Origin of the sequence: Cytobacillus oceanisediminis 2691 (assembly GCF_007678455.1) — a bacterium.
Lineage (GTDB): Bacteria > Bacillota > Bacilli > Bacillales > Cytobacillaceae > Mesobacillus > Mesobacillus oceanisediminis_A.
This window is the reverse complement of the sequence record NZ_VEEP01000009.1, coordinates 254,165-271,204: the sequence shown is the minus strand read 5'-3', so window position 1 is coordinate 271,204 and position 17,040 is coordinate 254,165. Positions and strand designations below refer to the sequence as shown.

At 43.0% G+C, this 17,040-nt stretch carries 18 protein-coding genes and 1 other annotated feature; of the genes, 9 read left to right on the top strand and 9 right to left on the bottom strand.

The features are described 5' to 3' along the window. Nucleotides 1-115: 115 nt before the first annotated feature. From FS736_RS18520 to FS736_RS18500, 5 genes are all read right to left on the bottom strand, one after another. Nucleotides 116-421 (bottom strand): metal-sulfur cluster assembly factor, encoded by a 306-nt coding sequence (locus tag FS736_RS18520; RefSeq protein ID WP_144480011.1) that lies wholly within the window; start codon nucleotides 419-421, stop codon nucleotides 116-118. Nucleotides 422-434: 13 nt separating this feature from the next. Then, entirely contained in the window at nucleotides 435-1,679 is a 1,245-nt protein-coding gene (locus FS736_RS18515) for a hypothetical protein (RefSeq protein WP_144480009.1), read from the bottom strand. Between the two features lie 5 nt (nucleotides 1,680-1,684). Then, entirely contained in the window at nucleotides 1,685-1,900 is a 216-nt protein-coding gene (locus FS736_RS18510) for a DUF2249 domain-containing protein (protein ID WP_144480007.1), read from the bottom strand. A 1-nt stretch (nucleotide 1,901) separates the two neighbouring features. After that, nucleotides 1,902-2,141: a DUF2249 domain-containing protein gene (locus FS736_RS18505; RefSeq protein ID WP_144480005.1), complete on the bottom strand. Its 240-nt coding sequence runs from the start codon at nucleotides 2,139-2,141 to the stop codon at nucleotides 1,902-1,904. Between the two features lie 105 nt (nucleotides 2,142-2,246). Beyond that, nucleotides 2,247-2,936, bottom strand: coding sequence for a Crp/Fnr family transcriptional regulator (locus FS736_RS18500; protein ID WP_144480003.1), 690 nt, complete (start codon nucleotides 2,934-2,936; stop codon nucleotides 2,247-2,249). A 220-nt stretch (nucleotides 2,937-3,156) separates the two neighbouring features. Between FS736_RS18500 and FS736_RS18495 the strand changes: the two genes are divergently transcribed. Continuing rightward, nucleotides 3,157-5,520, top strand: coding sequence for a nitric-oxide reductase large subunit (locus tag FS736_RS18495; RefSeq protein WP_144480001.1), 2,364 nt, complete (start codon nucleotides 3,157-3,159; stop codon nucleotides 5,518-5,520). A gap of 111 nt (nucleotides 5,521-5,631) precedes the next feature. Here the strand turns inward: FS736_RS18495 and FS736_RS25240 are convergent, their stop codons facing one another. Then, nucleotides 5,632-5,766: a hypothetical protein gene (locus FS736_RS25240; protein ID WP_260983649.1), complete on the bottom strand. Its 135-nt coding sequence runs from the start codon at nucleotides 5,764-5,766 to the stop codon at nucleotides 5,632-5,634. 194 nt (nucleotides 5,767-5,960) lie between these two features. On the opposite strand from FS736_RS25240, the gene FS736_RS18490 reads away from it, so the two are divergent. The 5 genes from FS736_RS18490 (at nucleotide 5,961) to FS736_RS18470 (ending at nucleotide 11,139) form a co-directional block, all read left to right on the top strand. Then, a complete protein-coding gene (locus FS736_RS18490; RefSeq protein ID WP_144479999.1) occupies nucleotides 5,961-6,194 on the top strand; it encodes a DUF2249 domain-containing protein in 234 nt (77 codons plus the stop codon). Nucleotides 6,195-6,358: 164 nt separating this feature from the next. Next, the gene (locus FS736_RS18485; RefSeq protein ID WP_144479997.1) at nucleotides 6,359-7,867 is read left to right on the top strand and encodes a carboxypeptidase M32; all 1,509 of its coding nucleotides are present in this window, start codon (nucleotides 6,359-6,361) and stop codon (nucleotides 7,865-7,867) included. Between the two features lie 95 nt (nucleotides 7,868-7,962). After that, entirely contained in the window at nucleotides 7,963-8,868 is a 906-nt protein-coding gene (locus FS736_RS18480; protein ID WP_144479995.1) for an EamA family transporter, read from the top strand. A gap of 91 nt (nucleotides 8,869-8,959) precedes the next feature. Further along, nucleotides 8,960-9,193, top strand: a binding site (T-box leader). Between the two features lie 54 nt (nucleotides 9,194-9,247). Beyond that, entirely contained in the window at nucleotides 9,248-10,639 is a 1,392-nt protein-coding gene (gene asnS, locus FS736_RS18475) for an asparagine--tRNA ligase (protein WP_144479993.1), read from the top strand. 257 nt (nucleotides 10,640-10,896) lie between these two features. Continuing rightward, the gene (locus tag FS736_RS18470) at nucleotides 10,897-11,139 is read left to right on the top strand and encodes a hypothetical protein (protein WP_186326835.1); all 243 of its coding nucleotides are present in this window, start codon (nucleotides 10,897-10,899) and stop codon (nucleotides 11,137-11,139) included. Nucleotides 11,140-11,160: 21 nt separating this feature from the next. On the opposite strand, the gene FS736_RS18465 is transcribed toward FS736_RS18470, so the two are convergent. The 3 genes from FS736_RS18465 to FS736_RS18455 are packed head-to-tail and all read right to left on the bottom strand — an operon-like array spanning nucleotide 11,161 to nucleotide 13,469. Then, the gene (locus FS736_RS18465) at nucleotides 11,161-12,816 is read right to left on the bottom strand and encodes a b(o/a)3-type cytochrome-c oxidase subunit 1 (RefSeq protein WP_144479990.1); all 1,656 of its coding nucleotides are present in this window, start codon (nucleotides 12,814-12,816) and stop codon (nucleotides 11,161-11,163) included. Continuing rightward, nucleotides 12,816-13,292, bottom strand: a complete 477-nt coding sequence (locus FS736_RS18460; RefSeq protein WP_144479988.1) for a cytochrome c oxidase subunit II — start codon at nucleotides 13,290-13,292, stop codon at nucleotides 12,816-12,818. Before FS736_RS18460 ends, FS736_RS18465 begins: the two co-directional genes overlap by 1 nt. Nucleotides 13,293-13,319: 27 nt before the next feature. Then, nucleotides 13,320-13,469, bottom strand: coding sequence for a cytochrome c oxidase subunit 2A (locus FS736_RS18455; protein WP_144479986.1), 150 nt, complete (start codon nucleotides 13,467-13,469; stop codon nucleotides 13,320-13,322). Nucleotides 13,470-14,066: 597 nt separating this feature from the next. Here FS736_RS18455 and FS736_RS18445 point away from each other — a divergent pair. From FS736_RS18445 to FS736_RS18435, 3 genes are all read left to right on the top strand, one after another. Beyond that, nucleotides 14,067-14,840: an SDR family NAD(P)-dependent oxidoreductase gene (locus FS736_RS18445; protein WP_144479982.1), complete on the top strand. Its 774-nt coding sequence runs from the start codon at nucleotides 14,067-14,069 to the stop codon at nucleotides 14,838-14,840. 298 nt (nucleotides 14,841-15,138) lie between these two features. Continuing rightward, nucleotides 15,139-16,224: a type III polyketide synthase gene (locus FS736_RS18440; RefSeq protein ID WP_144479980.1), complete on the top strand. Its 1,086-nt coding sequence runs from the start codon at nucleotides 15,139-15,141 to the stop codon at nucleotides 16,222-16,224. 1 nt (nucleotide 16,225) lies between these two features. Then, nucleotides 16,226-16,795, top strand: coding sequence for an isoprenylcysteine carboxyl methyltransferase family protein (locus FS736_RS18435; protein WP_144479978.1), 570 nt, complete (start codon nucleotides 16,226-16,228; stop codon nucleotides 16,793-16,795). The last annotated feature ends 245 nt before the right edge of the window (nucleotides 16,796-17,040 follow it).

Below are 17,040 nucleotides of genomic sequence, written 5' to 3'. Positions count from 1 at the left end.
CATTTGAAAAAACCGATGAAATCCAAAAAGGGGTTCGGAATGAGTGCATTCCGAACCCCTTTTGTCTACAAACTGAAACGCTTGGAATAACAAGCGTTTCTTTTATTGGTCCCATTTAAAATCCCTGCAGCAGTCTTTTTCCATCCTCTGTCATCCGGTCAGGTGTCCAGGCAGGCTCCCATGTCAATTGGACATCAGCGTGGTCAATTTCCTCCATTCCCTGAACACAATACTTAATTCCGCTGGCAATGCTGTCATGCAAAGGACAGCCTGGAGTCGTCAAGGTCATCAGAATTCTTGCAGTGCGTGGTTCCGGAACGTCAATATCATAAATCAGCCCCAAATCCACAACATTGATGTTTAATTCAGGATCATAGACGGTCTTTAAGTTTTCCCTGATTTTATTTTGTAAATCTGTCATCTTGAACTCCTCCTTAAATCGTTAACACTTTGGCTATGATATAGCTGAACAAAATACCTGCCATTAGAATCAAGCTTTGGGCAATATAGAAAATTGGCATCAGCTGGACAAAGAATGAGACGATTAACAGCACTGTTCCACCCGTGAACAAAGTGAAAAGTGGAAGTGCCAGCTTTTCATCCATCATATCTTTTAAGGCAGGTACTCGCTTTTTGCCGATTTCTTTGCTGTATTTATGAGTCCACCAGAGAAATGGCACGATTTTGTACAAGTATCCGATGATGCTGAATGCAATCCAGGCGATTAAATACAATAATAGAATGGGACCGGCGGTTTTTAACAGCAAATTTGCTGAACTGGCCATAAAAGCGGCCAGGTGGATTGCTGCCCCGCAGCCAATCGCAAATAAAGCGAACATGAATGGGCGATCGAGCTTCCTTTTCACGCGTTTATCGATGATTTTTTTAACATGCCAGGTGAAAGCTAAAAATCCAGAAAGCAACAACAGCGTTCCAAGGATTTCCAGTAAATGACTGCCTGTAAAGAATGACGCAACCATCATGATGATTCCGGCCAGGTAAAAGGTGAATACATAGGCTGCCGGCTTCATGGTAAATCCATGGGCAAGTGAGAACATTGGTACCATTTTATAAGAGAATCCAAAAATCAGCAGTGAGAACCATCCGACAGTGCCCAATAGAATGTGTGTCTTGAAAATGGCCTGGTAATATTCTGATGCATAGCCGGTTTTCATGCTGATTACCAGTGTGATTCCCAATGTGATGGTCAGCAGGAGTGAAAATAAAGCGCTGCCGACAAACAATGTGAGTATATTGGGTTTTGCCTGGCTTCTCAGGGTCATGAACATTTGAACAAGGAACATCAGGATTCCTGTCAAGGTCATGATTCCGGGAATAAGGGCATCCTGTGGACGAAGATAAAGTACTGTCGCAAATGTCAGGATTCCCAGGGCGGTAACGGTAAATTGCCAGAATCCGAATTTTTCGCTCCAGATAGGCGTCAGGAAAGCGACAGGCACAAGCTGGTACATAGCGCCCATTGCAACCATCAATGCCCATCCAAGGACAAATAAATGGGCAGCAGACCAAATGGCCGGCAAACGGAATGTGCCTGTTATCAGCATGTCGCCGTTCAGCAGGATCAGCAGCTGTGAAGATATCAATGCAAGCATGCTGAAAAAAATGAACGAAAAAGGAAGCTTAATATTTGTCTCGTTGCCTCTGCTTTGCTGAAACATTTAAATCACCCCGCTTTTCGGGAAATCGTCACACGGTAACTTCCGTCTTCCTGTTGTTCTGTCAAATAAAGGTACCCCAGTTCATCCAGCTGCTCGAACAGAAACATAGGTCGACGGTCATTTATGATGGTCAGTGTCTGTCCCTCATCAAGCTCCTCCAGTGCAGCGAGGGTCCGCATCATTGGCTGAGGCGGCTCTAGCCCTCTATTATCAAGTACCATCTTATTTTCCTCCCGTTTTGGTGAAAATGATTTTATAATGTTTAGCTTCAATTTTTTCAACCTCATGGTCAAACCCTTTTGCCCTTAAAACTCCATAGAGGGGAACAGGCTTGAAGGGGGCATGAAGCACAAGCACATCGTTCAAGTTCAACTCCCCAATCGCCTCCATGATTTTCTGGAAAGGCTCCAGCTTGTTATTGATATCTTCTCTGACATCCAGTTCAATCGTTTTTTGTTCCATTGGATTCCACTCCTCGATACGATAGTTGGTATAGTTAAATGATAATCATTTTCAATATAAACTTCCGTGATGTGAATCACTTAACAAGAGATTTTTTGCAAGTGGTCAAAATAATTCCTGATGCAATTTTTCATGGTCGATCAAGTAGGTGCCATCCATCTCAACACTTATAAATTCCTTCTTTTTTAAATAATTGATTGTCCTGCTGACGGTTTCGCGTGAGGTTCCAATCATGTTGGCGAATTCTTTATTAGTGAAATGGGTGGTCAATTTAAAGCCACGTTCCAGCTTTTCGCCATTTGTTTTGCAAAGCCTCAGCAAGAGCATAATGATTTGCTCGTACGTATTATGGAGGATTTGTTCTTCAAGACGAGCTTGTAAATCAATGATTTTTTCTCCCAGAACCCTGAATAACTTAATGGAAAGCTCGGGATAGGATACCAGGATTTCTTCGAATCTAGATATTGGCACGACAATCATTTGAGTGTCTTCCATCATTTCTGCATGTGCTGGATACTGGCCTTTTCTAAAGAAGCCGGCATGAGGGAACATTTCTCCAGTCTCCAGAACGGAAACTATCTGTTCTCTTCCGGATGAATCGGTCTTATAGATTTTCACCTTCCCTGAATGGATGAAGAACACACGGTCAAGCGGGTCCCCCTGCATGAACGCATACATTTTATTTTTAAAGAATCGTGGCTGGGCAATTTCAACGATCGGATCAAGTTCCTCTGGAGATAGTTCTTTAAAAATAGGAACTGCCTTTAATTGCTGCCTGATTTGGGATATATGCATATGAATCTGCTCCTTATTTCGGTTTAAGTTTCTACTATAGATTTTATCAACTGCAAAGTGAGTGCTAAGTGACCTGAATCATATTTTGAAGTTTTCTTGAAAATAATTCTCACTGCTGTGGGAAATATCACACCTGCTGCATGAGGTAGTTCACAAACTCCATTTTCATTTCGCTTTAAGCTTGGTATGTAAAACAAATTAGGAAGGGGATGCAGGGAAGATGGAAATCCAGCATGGGACATCCACAAAGGCAGTAGTCAAGAAAAATAGAAACTCACTGCTGAAATCTGTACTCATTATTACTTTATTATTAAGCTTTACAGTACTCCTGACAGGGGGTTACTGGATCTTTAAAGAAATGGCTCCGAGGCCGCTTGAAGTTACAAGCGAAAAAGGGGATGTCATTTTTACGAAAGATAGTATCGTAGGCGGCCAGGCGGTATTCCAGAAGTACGGCCTGATGGATTATGGAACAGTGTTGGGCCATGGGTCATATATGGGCCCAGACTATACGGCAGAAGCGCTTGAGATATACACTGAAGGTATGCAGGATTTCAGGTCTCAGGAAGAATATCAGAAGGACTTTAAAGATTTGAACAAGGATGACCAGACAATCATCCGGGAACGGGTCATGAAGGAAATGCGGGAGAATCGTTATGATCCGGATGAAGACCATTTGGTATTGACTGATGCACAAGTGTTCGGGCATCAAAAGGTAAAAGAGTTTTACCATACTATTTTTACGAAGGGTGATGATTGGGGCCTTAAGGCAGGCTTGATCCAGGAAAAGCATATGCCGGATGGAGAGCGTGCCTGGGTAGCTAAGGGTGACCAGATTGGACAGATCTCTGATTTCTTCTTCTGGACAGCGTGGTTATCAAGTACCCAAAGACCTGATGATAAAATCACTTATACAAATAACTGGCCATATTATGAAGACGCTGGAAACACAATGTCATTCTCGGCCGTCTGGTGGAGCGGTGCAAGCGTAACCTTATTGATTTTCTTTGTAGGCTTGATCCTGTTTGTTTTCTATCGCTATCATCTTGGTATGCAGGAGGCATATACCGAGGGCAACTTCCCTAAGATTGATTTGAAGAAGATGCCGCTGACTTCTTCGCAAAGGAAAACAGCCAAATATTTTGCGATTGTATCTGTTTTGTTCTTTGTCCAGTCCATGTTTGGTGCATTATTGGCACACTATTATATCGAACCTGACAGTTTCTTCGGGATGAAATGGGTCCATGACATCCTTCCATTTAACATCACGAAAGGTTTCCACTTGCAGCTTGCTATTTTCTGGATAGCGACAGCATGGCTTGGCATGGGAATTTTCGTGGCACCGCTTGTAGGAGGACATGAGCCGAAACGCCAGGGATTGCTTGTCGATATATTGTTCTGGGCATTGGTTGTACTTGTCGCTGGCAGCATGATTGGCCAATGGCTTGGTGCCAACGGTTACCTGGGCAACAATTGGTTCCTGCTTGGACATCAGGGATGGGAATATCTTGAACTTGGACGCATCTGGCAATTCATACTCGCTGTCGGCATGCTGATTTGGTTATTCATCGTATTCCGCGGCATCAAGAGCGGACTGAAGAGGGAGTCTGACAAAGGTGGCTTGATTCACCTGTTATTCTACTCGGCAATCGCAGTCCCGGCATTTTACTTCTTTGCTTTCATGATCAATCCGGGTACACATTATACTTTTGCCGACTACTGGCGCTGGTGGATCATCCATTTATGGGTAGAAGGAATTTTCGAGGTTTTCGCAGTCGTTGTCATTGGTTTCTTGATGGTGCAAATGAAGCTTGTGACAAAGAAATCGACTGTAAGGGCATTGTACTTCCAGTTGATCCTGCTGATGGGAGCAGGCGTCATCGGGATCGGTCACCACTACTATTACAACGGGTCAGCTGAAGTATGGATCGCATTGGGAGCAGTCTTTTCAGCACTTGAAGTCATTCCATTGACTCTGTTGATTTTAGAGGCGTATGAACAATATAAAATGATGCGTGACGGCGGTGTGGATTTCCCATACAAAGGCACGTTCTGGTTCTTGATTTCGGTAGCAGTTTGGAACCTTGTCGGTGCTGGTGTATTGGGCTTCCTGATCAACCTGCCGGCAGTCAGCTTCTTTGAACACGGACAGTTCCTTACTCCAACACATGGCCACGCTTCAATGATGGGCGTTTATGGCATGTTTGCAGGAGCGGTGCTGATCTACTCATTGCGTAATATCGTCAAGCCTGAAAAATGGAGCGATAAATGGGTCAAATTCATCGTCATCATGCTGAACGTCGGCCTGGCGGGCATGGTATTCCTATCCTTGCTTCCGGTTGGTTACCTTCAGATTAAAGAGGCTTTCTTTAATGGATATGCTGCTTCCCGTTCAGCTGCATTCCTGCAGCAGGATACAGTCCAAATGCTGCTGACATTAAGGGCCATTCCGGACACGATTTTCTTGATTGGTGTTGCAGCCCTGGCAGTATTCAGCATTAAGGCGCTTTTCAATCTGAGAAAAGTAACCCACAAGGAAGAAGAAAAGCTTCCTGTTAAAGACCTTGCAGTCGAAGAAGAATAAACAAAGAAACCGCAAAGTGATATCGCTTTGCGGTTTCTTTACTTGATCGGTCCGGCCAATTGAGTCAAAGAACGACTTGAGCTGGCCGAAAACGCGATTGAGACTTTCTGACTACGACTCTTCTTTGGTGTTTTTTTCGCATTCAAAACAAAGCAATTTACCATGTTCATGTATTCCATTCAAAAAGCCGTCCATGCAATAAATTTCTTTTCCGCATTTATCACAGTTTCCAACCAATTCTTTCAAATAGATCCCTCCCTATTAAAATAATTCTTGTTCTTGCCCGGAGTTCCTTTTTTAAAAGTCGATTTTTCGACTGAATTAAGGCAAGTCATGAATGAGGGATGTCATAGTAGAACTGTGACGGCGCTCACTACCTGGGGTACGGGTCGGTTCTATAATGAAAATGAAAAGAAAATAGATTCGAAGGAGAGAGGGAAATGACTTTCAACGTAATTATCAATGTTCCTGATTTTGCACCACGGGAAAAACACCCTACTATATTCCAAAACTTTGATTCACTTAAGCCAGGAGAATTCATGCAAATTGTCAATGACCATGACCCAAGGCCGCTTCAATATCAGTTCATGATGGAACGCCCAGAAGCTTTTTCATGGGAGTATCTTGAAGAAGGCCCGGAAACATGGCGTGTAGCAATCGGGAAAAGGAAATAAAAGAAATATAACCTCTGATTCCATGAAAACAACAGGTTCGCCTGTTGTTTTTTTATGCATTAAAAGCAACAAACAAGGCGAAAAAAGCCTTTCTGAATTTCGTAAACCAAAATATCAGAAAAGTATGATAAGATGATGGAAACAGATAAAATGGGGTGAAACGGATGAGTGAAGTAAAACAAACAGAAAAAAACTTCTTGGATTACGTAAAGAAAATGGCAGCCTATGGTGAGGCGCTTTCTTTGATTTATTGGGATTTAAGGACCGGCGCACCCAAAAAGGGAGCAGCTCAGCGATCCGAAGTGATTGGAGTTCTTTCATCTGAGGTATTCAATATGTCAACATCGGAGGAAATGGCTTCATACATAGCGAGACTTTCAAATGAACAAAATCTATCTGAAATTACGCGCAAGACGCTTGAAGAGTGCAGAAAAGATTATGACCGCAATAAGAAAATTCCTGCAGAAGAATATCGGGAATATGTAATCCTGCAATCAAAAGCAGAAACAGTTTGGGAAGAGGCTAAGGCTAAATCTGATTTTGAAATGTTCAAGCCATATCTTGAGAAACTGGTAAAAACGACAAAAAGCTTCATTGAATATTGGGGTTATGAAGGAAATAAGTACAATACTTTGCTAGATATGTATGAACCAGGCGTCACCGTCGAGGTTTTGGACCAGGTGTTTGGTGACCTGCGCAAGAAGATTGTTCCGCTTGTACAGCAGATATCAAGCTCAACTGAAAAACCGGAGACTGGGTTCCTGTTCCGTCATTTCCCTAAAGAGAAGCAGCGTGCATTCAGCCTGGAAATCCTTGAACAAATGGGATACGATTTTGATGCTGGCCGTCTTGATGAAACGGTACACCCATTTGCGATGGGCTTAAACCCAGGAGATGTAAGGGTAACGACGAAATATGACGAATCAGATTTCAGGACAGCGGTATTTGGGACCATTCATGAAGGCGGCCATGCTCTATATGAACAAAATATTTCCGAAGATCTGGTCGGTACGCCTATGAGCTCTGGCACTTCAATGGGAATCCATGAATCACAGTCGCTTTTCTATGAAAACTTTGTCGGACGCAATTATTCTTTCTGGAAGCATAATTACAGTTTGCTTCAGGATTATTCAGAAGGGCAGTTTTCGGGAGTGGATGTCGAGGACTTTTATCGTGCAGTCAATGAGTCCAAGCCAAGCTTGATCAGAATTGAAGCCGATGAGCTAACTTACCCGCTGCATGTAATGGTCCGTTATGAAATTGAGAAAGGCTTGTTCAACGATGAGATTGAAGTCAAGGACTTGCCGCAAATCTGGAATGACAAGTATGAGCAATATCTTGGCATCAGACCTGAAAATGATGCAGTAGGTGTCCTTCAGGATGTCCACTGGGCAGGAGGCAGCTTTGGCTACTTCCCATCCTATGCCTTAGGATATATGTATGCAGCGCAATTCAAGCATGCCATGCTCAAAGACTTACCTGACTATGAGGAACTCCTGGAACAAGGAAACCTTCAGCCGATTAAAGAGTGGATGACTGAGAAAGTCCATAAGCATGGAAAAATGAAAAAGCCGCTTGAAATATTGACGGATGTAACTGGAGAGGGACTCAATGCCCAGTACTTAGTGGATTATTTATACGATAAATACAGCAAGGTTTATCAACTGGTCTAGTATCCAGGATTTTAACTAAACCAAATAATTTGTTTGAACAGCATTTAGAATATAAGATGACAGTCTTTCTGTCATCTTATCTGTGTGGTGAACGTATGAAAGGGAAAATGCCTTATTTTATGATCGCATTTGCAGCGGCTATGTGGGGCTTGATTGGTTTCTTTGTAAAAGGCCTGAACACTGCCGGTTTTAGTGCCATGGAGATTGTGGCCATCCGGGTTTTGACCGCAGCCATTGTTTTAATAATAGTCGGAATTGCTTTTTACCGAAGTCATTTAAAAATAAGGTTAAAGGATTTGTATCTTTTTGTAGGTACTGGAATTTTAAGCATTGTGTTTTTTAACTGGTCTTATTTTACGGCGATCAATCTGATGAATATTCCGATCGCAGTGGCTTTATTGTACACATCTCCTGCTTTTGTGGCGGTTTTGTCATTTCTTTTCCTGAAAGAAAGCATTAACAGAAAGAAACTGTTGGCGATTGTCATGACAGTCATTGGCTGTACACTTGCTGCAGGCATCACCGGGCAGGGAGGAACGTCTTTTTCTGTCTCCAGTATCCTGATCGGCCTTGGGGCAGGGTTCGGTTATGCTCTTTACAGCATTTTTGGGAAGGTGGCATTAAGGCGGTACCATCCATTTACAGTCACTTTGTACACCTTCCTTGTGGCCTCTGCTGCACTGGTTCCGACAACCGGTATAGCCAGTAAAGCTGCTGTCCTGTTCACCGGGGATGTGTGGCTTTATGCGATAGGGTTAGGGATTTTCCCGACCGTGGTTGCTTATTTTGCATACTCCTGGGGCCTTGAACGAACAGAAAGCAGTACTGCTGCTGTTGTAGCAACATTGGAACCTGTCATTGCCACCATGCTGGGATTGCTGGTGTATGGCGACAGGCTGGGCGGTATTCAGCTGCTCGGATCCGCGTTGATTATCATGTCAGTCATTGCTATCAATATCTCTATTCCAATCAGGAGGCAAAAAAAGCACTTCACTGTTTGATCAAAATAGTTATATAGCAGGGGCCAACTAGACAAAGGATGATATTATGTGATAAATTATTACAGTAAAAATCCTTTTATAAACTGCATATTTTAAATCGATGAAAAGGAAAGTAGTTTTTGCTATACTCAATAGCGAGCCGGGGATGGTGGAAGCCTGGTGATGATGCATAAATGAAGAACACCTTTGAGTTCTAACCGAAAGGGATATCATGAGTAGGCTTAGACGTGGCCAGCACGTTATAGACTGGGAAAAGTAATTATGAAGTTGGTCATTTTATGACAATTTGGGTGGTACCGCGGAAGTTCAGCCTTTCGTCCCTTTTTTGGGGGATAGAAGGCTTTTTTTAATGCAAAAAGTTACCATAAGGAGGCTTATTATGATCAAGACTGTAGTAAAAGATCTATACAGAAATCAAGATAGTTATAAAGACAAAACTGTTCAATTAACAGGATGGATCCGCACTCTTCGCGATTCCAAAACGATCGGCTTCATGGAGTTAAATGATGGTACATTCTTTAAGAGTGTACAAATTGTTTTTGAGGATACGCTTGATAACTTCAAAGAAATAACAAAGTTGCCTATCAGCTCTTCTGTTCTAGTGGAAGGTGAATTTGTTCCAACTCCAGAAATGAAACAGCCTTTTGAAATTAAAGCGACAAAAATTGTCGTCGAAGGTTTATCGGATACAGATTATCCTATACAAAAAAAGCGCCATACGCTGGAATACTTAAGGACAATCGCTCACTTGCGTCCGAGAGCCAATGCCTTCTCAGCCGTTTTCAGAGTAAGATCTGTTGCATCCTATGCTCTTCATAAATTCTTCCAGGACAAAGGGTTTGTTTATGTACATACACCAATCATTACTGGAAGCGATACTGAAGGGGCAGGGGAAATGTTCCGCGTGACATCAATGGACTTGAACAAGCTGCCAAAAACAGAAGACGGTAACGTGGATGAAAGTGCTGATTTCTTCGGCAAAGAAACCAACTTAACCGTGAGCGGTCAATTGAATGCCGAAAGCTTTGCTCTTGCTTTCCGTAATGTGTATACCTTTGGCCCGACATTCAGGGCAGAAAATTCGAATACTGCACGACATGCTGCAGAATTCTGGATGGTCGAGCCGGAAGTTGCCTTTGCGGAATTACCGGATATCATGGACCTTGGAGAAGAAATGATTAAGTATGTCATTGATTACGTTTTTGAACATGCACCAGAAGAAATGGCCTTCTTCAACAGCTTTATCGATAAAACACTTGTTGAAAGATTGCAGAATGCATTAAATTCTGATTTCGGAAGGGTTACTTATAGCGAAGCTGTTGAATTATTAAAGAACTCTGGTAAGCAATTTGAATACCCTGTAGAATGGGGTACTGATTTGCAAACAGAACATGAACGTTATCTTAGCGAGGAAATTTATAAGCGCCCTGTCTTCGTAACTGACTATCCGAAAGACATCAAGGCATTTTATATGAGAGCGAATGAGGATGGCAAGACTGTTGCTGCGACCGACCTTTTGGTTCCCGGCATAGGCGAGTTAATCGGCGGAAGCCAGCGTGAAGAAAGAGAAGATGCCCTTGCAGAACGGATTAAAGAACTTGGTATGGCCGAAGAAGACTACTGGTGGTATCTCGAGCTTAGAAAATACGGCAGCACCAAGCATTCCGGCTATGGAATTGGGTTCGAACGACTTGTCATGTATTTAACCGGGATGAAGAACATCCGTGATGTCATTCCATTCCCTCGTACACCAGGGAATGCAGATTTTTAATTAAATCCATGTAAATAATGAACAATAGGATGCTGCGGCATCCTTTTGTTTTTTTTATATAGCTGGAATGAACATGATCCGGATGCAGACTAGTTAATTTAGCTCTTTGTTTATAATTTTTATGCCTTGTAACTAAAAGGCTCTTTAAAGCCTAATGTTGTTTTAACACCTGTTGATTGTAGTGGAAGGCGCGTAGACTCCTCGAAAATGCTAACTCATTTCCTTCGTGCGTGGGCAGGTTCAAGGAAGCCAAATCAATGTCCTGCGGGCACAGCTGGTCAGGTGAGACCCCGCAGGAGCAAAGCGACGAGGAGGCTCAGCGCCAGCCCCAAGGAAGAATTGCTTATGAAAAAGACGGCAGTTGGTCTTTTTCATATTCTTCCAGCGGAAAGCGAAGCGCCTGGAACGAAAATCAACAGTCTTGGTTAACAGAGCCAACTAAAAAAACAGGGTATGAAATCGAGACAGATTTCATACCCTGTTTTGCTTGGTTTTTTTAAAAAAAGAGAGCACATTCATTATTAGAAGAATTTGTATCCCTTCGACCCAATTGGTGCATTTTGAATCATATCGATGAACGGAATTGTGTACGCGAACAGAATCAAAAGAACAGTGATACCGAGCCATAACTTCCAGTTTTCGAATACCATTGGAGTTTTTTCAGCCTGATCAGCAACCTCTCCGACTGGGAATTCTTCTTCACCTTTTGGTGCGAAGAAAGCAAGGTTGATGAAAATGTATAGCATCAGGATGATTCCAAGGAACAGAATGGTTCCGCCAACCGCCTGTGCAATCTGGTATGGAATCCATTCTGCAGCTTGCTCTGAACCGCCGTAGGTTGAGAAAGATGAACGACGTGGAGCACCAAGCAGGCCGGCTGCGTGCATTGCACCTGACATGAAGGTCATGCCGATCGCCCAAATAACACCCTGGATAATCGCTAATTTATTCATTGCTTTTGTCAGGACTCTGCCGGTCAGGTGAGGGACCAGCCAATAGGAAATCCCGAAGAACGTCAATACAACAGAAGTTGCAAGTGTCAAATGGAAGTGTCCAGTAACCCAGATTGTATTGTGGACTACCTGGTTCAATTGGTGGGAAGCATTGACAAGTCCCCCGGCACCAGCTGGAATGAATGCAAGCATGCCGATGAATGGAACTGCGAAACGCGCATCTCCCCAAGGAAGCTTTTTCACCCAGCCGAATAGGCCAGTCGCCCCTTTGGAACGCCCAAACATTTCAAACGTAGCAAACAATGAAAATGCCGTCATTAGTGATGGAATGACAACTAGGAATGTCAAAATTACCTGAAGGAACTTCCATGCCGGATCAATTCCAGGTTCCATCAGCTGATGGTGGAAACCTACCGGGATTGAGAACAGCAGGAACAGGATGAAGGACATCCTTGCCAATGAGTCTGAGAAAATCTTTCCGCCAATGATCTTTGGAACGATTGCATACCATGCCATGTAGGCAGGCAATAGCCAGAAATACACAAGCGGGTGACCGAAGTACCAGAACAATGTACGGCTGACAAGTACGTCAACGCGATCAACAAGGCCCAATGACCAAGGAAGCAGTTGGAACAATACAGTTGCTGCTACGCCGATTGTTGCAACAATCCACATAAGTGTGTTGACAAGGGACATGAAAGTCAGCAGCGGACTAGGCTTTCCAGGGTTTGCTTTTCTCCATGAAGTGTAAGCCATGATGATTGCGGCACCGTCAATCCAGCTTCCGACAATCACGAGTGTAAGGCCCAGGTAAAAGAGTGCATGTGCCTGTAATGGAGCATAAAATGTATACAGGACAGAAGCCTGGTTGGTAAGGATCATGATGGCAGCCATTACTGTACCAATGGTCATGGTCCAGAAACCGATCCATCCGGTCAGGCGCTGTTTGTCAGTGAAGGTTCCTGATGTTTTGCTTACAAGAGCGAGCTGGAATCCCATAATGAAAAATGTTGTTAAGACAAGCCCAAGTACGACTCCATGTATCGTAAGGATCTGGTAATACCCAGTCCATGAAGGCAATTCGAATTTCCCTGAACGGACAAGTGTCTGCAGAAGGCCTGCTAACCCGCCGATGGCAAGTGCGGTGAAAGCGACATAAAAGTGGGCCATGGACAGTTTTCCGTCACGGCGGTCAACTTTTGGATTCATTGAATTAGTATTCATTATTCTACCACCTCGATTTTAGACGTCATCATGTGGTGGCCGACGCCACAATATTCATTACAAACGATCAGATATTCGCCAGCCTTGTCAAATGTAGTGACATATTCACTGATGAAGCCAGGCTCGAGCATCATATTGATATTGGTTCCTGCAACCTCGAAACCATGGATGACGTCTTTAGTTGTAGCGATGACTTTTACTTTTGCTCCCAGTGGAACTTCCACCTTTCCAGGGTTGTAAGAGAATGCGGATGCAACGTATACAAGTTCGTAATCCCACTCTTTTCCTTCAACCTTTTTCAATCCAGGCTCATTGAATGGTGCAGTGGTGTCAACTTTTTCCGGATTGATTGTTGCCAGACAGCTTGGAGGCTGGTTTCCGAGGTAAAAAGCGCTGACCCCGATGACAGTCAGGAAGACGATCAATGTCGTTATCCCGAAGATAAGCCAGATTTTCTCAAATTTATGAATATGCATAACTTCTTTCTCCCCTTTTGGTCTCTCTTAAAAACGATCTACAAATAAGAAATAAACGCCTAACCAAGTGACAATCAAAAAGAATCCTAATAAGAAAACGGATGCAAGTGTTCCTTTCAAGGAAGATCGATCTTCCACCTTTGTATGTGTTTTCTTCCCAATTCCAGGCTGCGCCATCCCGGTCCACTCCCTTCACATAAAATAAGTCCATTGATTAATTGATAAGTACATTCTCATCATACAAAACAATTTGGAAACGTAAATATGGTTTCGGACAGTTCACAAATTGTTCATACCTGACATATTTACTATGTTAATGGTGAAAACGCGTAAATACAGTGATTTAAGTCACATGGAACGTGGGGTAATTGTGAATAATCTGTGAAAATAGTTTTGTGATTATATGAGCAAAACGACATATGTCAAAACCAGTGTGTGACAAGAAGGCTTGACATTTTATTAACAGCAAATCTTAAAAAAGAATCACCATTCTGAGCAGGAATTAATATACTGTCAGAAAGAACATTTTTCGGGAAGTGAAATCATTGCAGAAATATTATTGTGATCATTGCCGACTTATCTATGATGAGAAAAGGATATGCATGAATTGCGGGGAAGCAGCCGAAAAACAGATCTGGATTGAAGTGCAGAAGCAGTCAGATGAGAACAACTAGCACCGAGAGGGGTGCTTTTGTTTATTGAGGTGTACATACAACAAAAGGCCACTGTACTATGGTAAAATGAAAGCAATTTTACATAGGGAGGCTGATAGGTATGTTCTTACCTTCATTTGATTTGAGCGGAAAAACGGCAATAGTGACGGGTGCAGGCCGGGGAATTGGCAGAGCGCTGGCGGTAGGGTTAGCTGAAGCCGGCGCTGATGTCGCACTTCTTGCCAGAACCGAAAAAGACCTCACAGAAACTGCAGGAATGATTGAGGAATTAGGAAAAAAAGCTCTTATACTTCCGACGGATGTCACTGAAAGGGAACAGATACATACTGCGATTGCTGAGATTGAAGCGAAATGGGGAAAGATTGATATTCTTGTAAATAATGCCGGGATGAATATCCGGTCTAAGGCTCTGGATGCGACAGATGAGGAATGGCAACAGATCATGGACACCAATTTGAAGTCTGCCTTCATGATGTCCCAGGAAGCTGGACGCATCATGAAAAGCCAGCAATCCGGCGGAAAAATCATCAATATTGCGTCAGTAGCCGGCCAGGTTGCTCTCAGGACTGGCGTCGTCTATGCCGCAACAAAGGCAGCTCTCATGCAGATGACTAAAGTCCTTGCAATGGAATGGGGACAATATGGCGTCAATGTAAATTCCATTGGCCCGTGGTATTTCAAAACACCATTGACTGAAAAACTTTTAGAAGATGAGTCATATGTAAAAGACATCCTTGCCGTCACACCCCTGAAAAGGATCGGCGAGCTGCCAGAGCTTGTGGGACCAGTGGTCTTCCTAAGCTCAGACGCCGGGAATTATGTAACAGGACAAACCCTATTTGTCGATGGCGGAATGACCATTCACGGTTTTTAAATAGGATTCCTCATTATCCGCTTCCAGCAAAAATGGAACGGTTTTTTGCCAGGAGTTGATTTCACTTGGCCATCACAACGTTGTCTCCCATTGTGCCTTTGTCAACTGGTAATGATTTAATAATGTACGGGCCTCAACTGCATTGTATAATGAACTTGCACAGCAACTCCTTCAAAACGTTAGGCTTCCTCCATCCCGGGGGAAGCTTTTTTTTGTTTTCAATCAATATTTGTTTGCTTGCATACTCTCAGGGTAAATGGAAAAAGTAACCGTACATATATGTGAGGAGAGTATTGTCATGCCCAGAATTATTTCCATCGCAGAAGCTGTTCCGCCGTTTTCAATTGAGCAGGATAAAGTCATGGACTTTGCCGAAAAGTTATTTAAAGAGTCCTTTAAGGACATACAACGTCTGCTGTCTGTATTCCAGAATGGCCAGATCGAGAAACGCCATTTTGCCAGGGATCTTGACTGGTTCGAAGTAGATCATACATTTGAGGAAAAAAATGATGCGTATATCGAAACGGCTGTAAAGCTTGGTGCGGAGGCAATCACGAATTGTTTGAAGAATGATGATTTCCTGAAAAATGAAATCCACTTTGAAGAAATAGACGCTATCTTTACAATCAGCAGTACAGGACTTTCGACGCCAAGCATAGATGCAAGAATCATGAATATCCTGCCGTCCTCACAATATACTAAAAGGATCCCGATATGGGGTCTCGGATGTGCAGGCGGAGCGGCAGGATTGTCACGTGCCTATGAATACTGCCTTGCATACCCAAAGGCAAAAGTCCTCGTGCTCTCCATCGAGCTATGCAGCCTGACTTTCCAGCGAAATGACCGGTCAAAAAGCAACCTGATCGGGACCTCTCTGTTTGCCGACGGAGTTGCATGTGCCCTTGTCTGCGGTGATGATTCGGGCTATGAAAAAATCACCAAAAAGAATGCAGCCCCTAATATAGTTGGAACTCAATCCACGACAATGCCGGATTCCGAGGATGTCATGGGCTGGGATGTGAAAAATGAAGGTCTTTATGTTGTATTTTCAAAGGATATACCTACTATTATTGAAAACTGGCTTCAGCCTAATGTACTGAGGTTTTTGAACTCAAACGGCCTTGATGTGCAGGATCTTGACCATTTTATTGCCCATCCAGGCGGCAAGAAGGTTATTGATGCCTATGTTTCAGCATTAAAGCTGCCAGAAACCATGACAAAAAACTCCCTTGACGTCCTGAAAGAATTCGGGAATATGTCATCTGTGACAATTTTATATGTGCTTAAAAGATTCATGGAAACTGCTAAGGAGGGCGATCTTGGACTGGGGGCAGCCCTTGGGCCTGGGTTTAGTTCAGAGCTGCTTTTAATGAGGTGGGAGTAACTTGGTATTCTATCTATTTGTCGGATTGATTATTTTCCAGAGAATAACGGAACTAGTGATTGCCAGAAAAAATGAGGCCTGGATGAAAAAACAGGGAGCAATGGAATTCGGGCAGGGCCATTATCCTGCGATGGTGGCGATCCACACTGCTTTTTTCCTCTTTTTTATTGCTGAAGTGACGCTGTTGAATAAACAGCTGTCGGATTATTGGCCTGTTCTGCTGGCGCTGTTTCTATTCGCACAGGGGATGAGGATTTGGGCACTTGCTTCATTGGGAAGGTTCTGGAATACAAAAATCATCATCCTTCCAGGAGCAAAAGTCATTAAAAGAGGACCCTATAAAATCATAAAGCATCCAAACTATTTGATCGTAACCATTGAAATTCTGGTCATTCCCCTGATGTTCAATGCCTATATTACGATGGCACTTTTCACCCTACTGAACATCCTGATTCTTTCAATCAGGATTCCTGCTGAGGAAAGGGCTTTGAAAGAGTTGACTAAATATGAATCAGCTTTCACGAATCAGGGGCGATTTCTGCCGAATTTGTTAAAGAAGTGTGACAATTAACCATCTCTCATTGAAAATGATAATCAATAGTGCTACACTTTCCTTAGGATGAAAATAGTTCTCAATCAAAAGAACTTCAAGGACGGTGTCGTATAAATGGTATCCATGCTAGTAGTTTCAACGATAGCTGCTTACTCCTTAGTTATGAAATATGTTTTGAGCAATGTTTTAAAACCTCACTAAACTTAAAATATTATTTAAATGGCGGCCCGGACATGATGTTCGGGTTTTTCTTTTTTTACTAG

Coding starts and splice junctions, on each gene's coding strand:
- FS736_RS18520 (WP_144480011.1), bottom strand. CDS start 421: ATGACAGATTTACAAAATAAAATCAGGGAAAACTTAAAGACCGTCTAT.
- FS736_RS18515 (WP_144480009.1), bottom strand. CDS start 1,679: ATGTTTCAGCAAAGCAGAGGCAACGAGACAAATATTAAGCTTCCTTTT.
- FS736_RS18510 (WP_144480007.1), bottom strand. CDS start 1,900: ATGGTACTTGATAATAGAGGGCTAGAGCCGCCTCAGCCAATGATGCGG.
- FS736_RS18505 (WP_144480005.1), bottom strand. CDS start 2,141: ATGGAACAAAAAACGATTGAACTGGATGTCAGAGAAGATATCAATAAC.
- FS736_RS18500 (WP_144480003.1), bottom strand. CDS start 2,936: ATGCATATATCCCAAATCAGGCAGCAATTAAAGGCAGTTCCTATTTTT.
- FS736_RS18495 (WP_144480001.1), top strand. CDS start 3,157: ATGGAAATCCAGCATGGGACATCCACAAAGGCAGTAGTCAAGAAAAAT.
- FS736_RS18490 (WP_144479999.1), top strand. CDS start 5,961: ATGACTTTCAACGTAATTATCAATGTTCCTGATTTTGCACCACGGGAA.
- FS736_RS18485 (WP_144479997.1), top strand. CDS start 6,359: ATGAGTGAAGTAAAACAAACAGAAAAAAACTTCTTGGATTACGTAAAG.
- FS736_RS18480 (WP_144479995.1), top strand. CDS start 7,963: ATGAAAGGGAAAATGCCTTATTTTATGATCGCATTTGCAGCGGCTATG.
- asnS (WP_144479993.1), top strand. CDS start 9,248: ATGATCAAGACTGTAGTAAAAGATCTATACAGAAATCAAGATAGTTAT.
- FS736_RS18470 (WP_186326835.1), top strand. CDS start 10,897: ATGTCCTGCGGGCACAGCTGGTCAGGTGAGACCCCGCAGGAGCAAAGC.
- FS736_RS18465 (WP_144479990.1), bottom strand. CDS start 12,816: ATGAATACTAATTCAATGAATCCAAAAGTTGACCGCCGTGACGGAAAA.
- FS736_RS18460 (WP_144479988.1), bottom strand. CDS start 13,292: ATGCATATTCATAAATTTGAGAAAATCTGGCTTATCTTCGGGATAACG.
- FS736_RS18455 (WP_144479986.1), bottom strand. CDS start 13,469: ATGGCGCAGCCTGGAATTGGGAAGAAAACACATACAAAGGTGGAAGAT.
- FS736_RS18445 (WP_144479982.1), top strand. CDS start 14,067: ATGTTCTTACCTTCATTTGATTTGAGCGGAAAAACGGCAATAGTGACG.
- FS736_RS18440 (WP_144479980.1), top strand. CDS start 15,139: ATGCCCAGAATTATTTCCATCGCAGAAGCTGTTCCGCCGTTTTCAATT.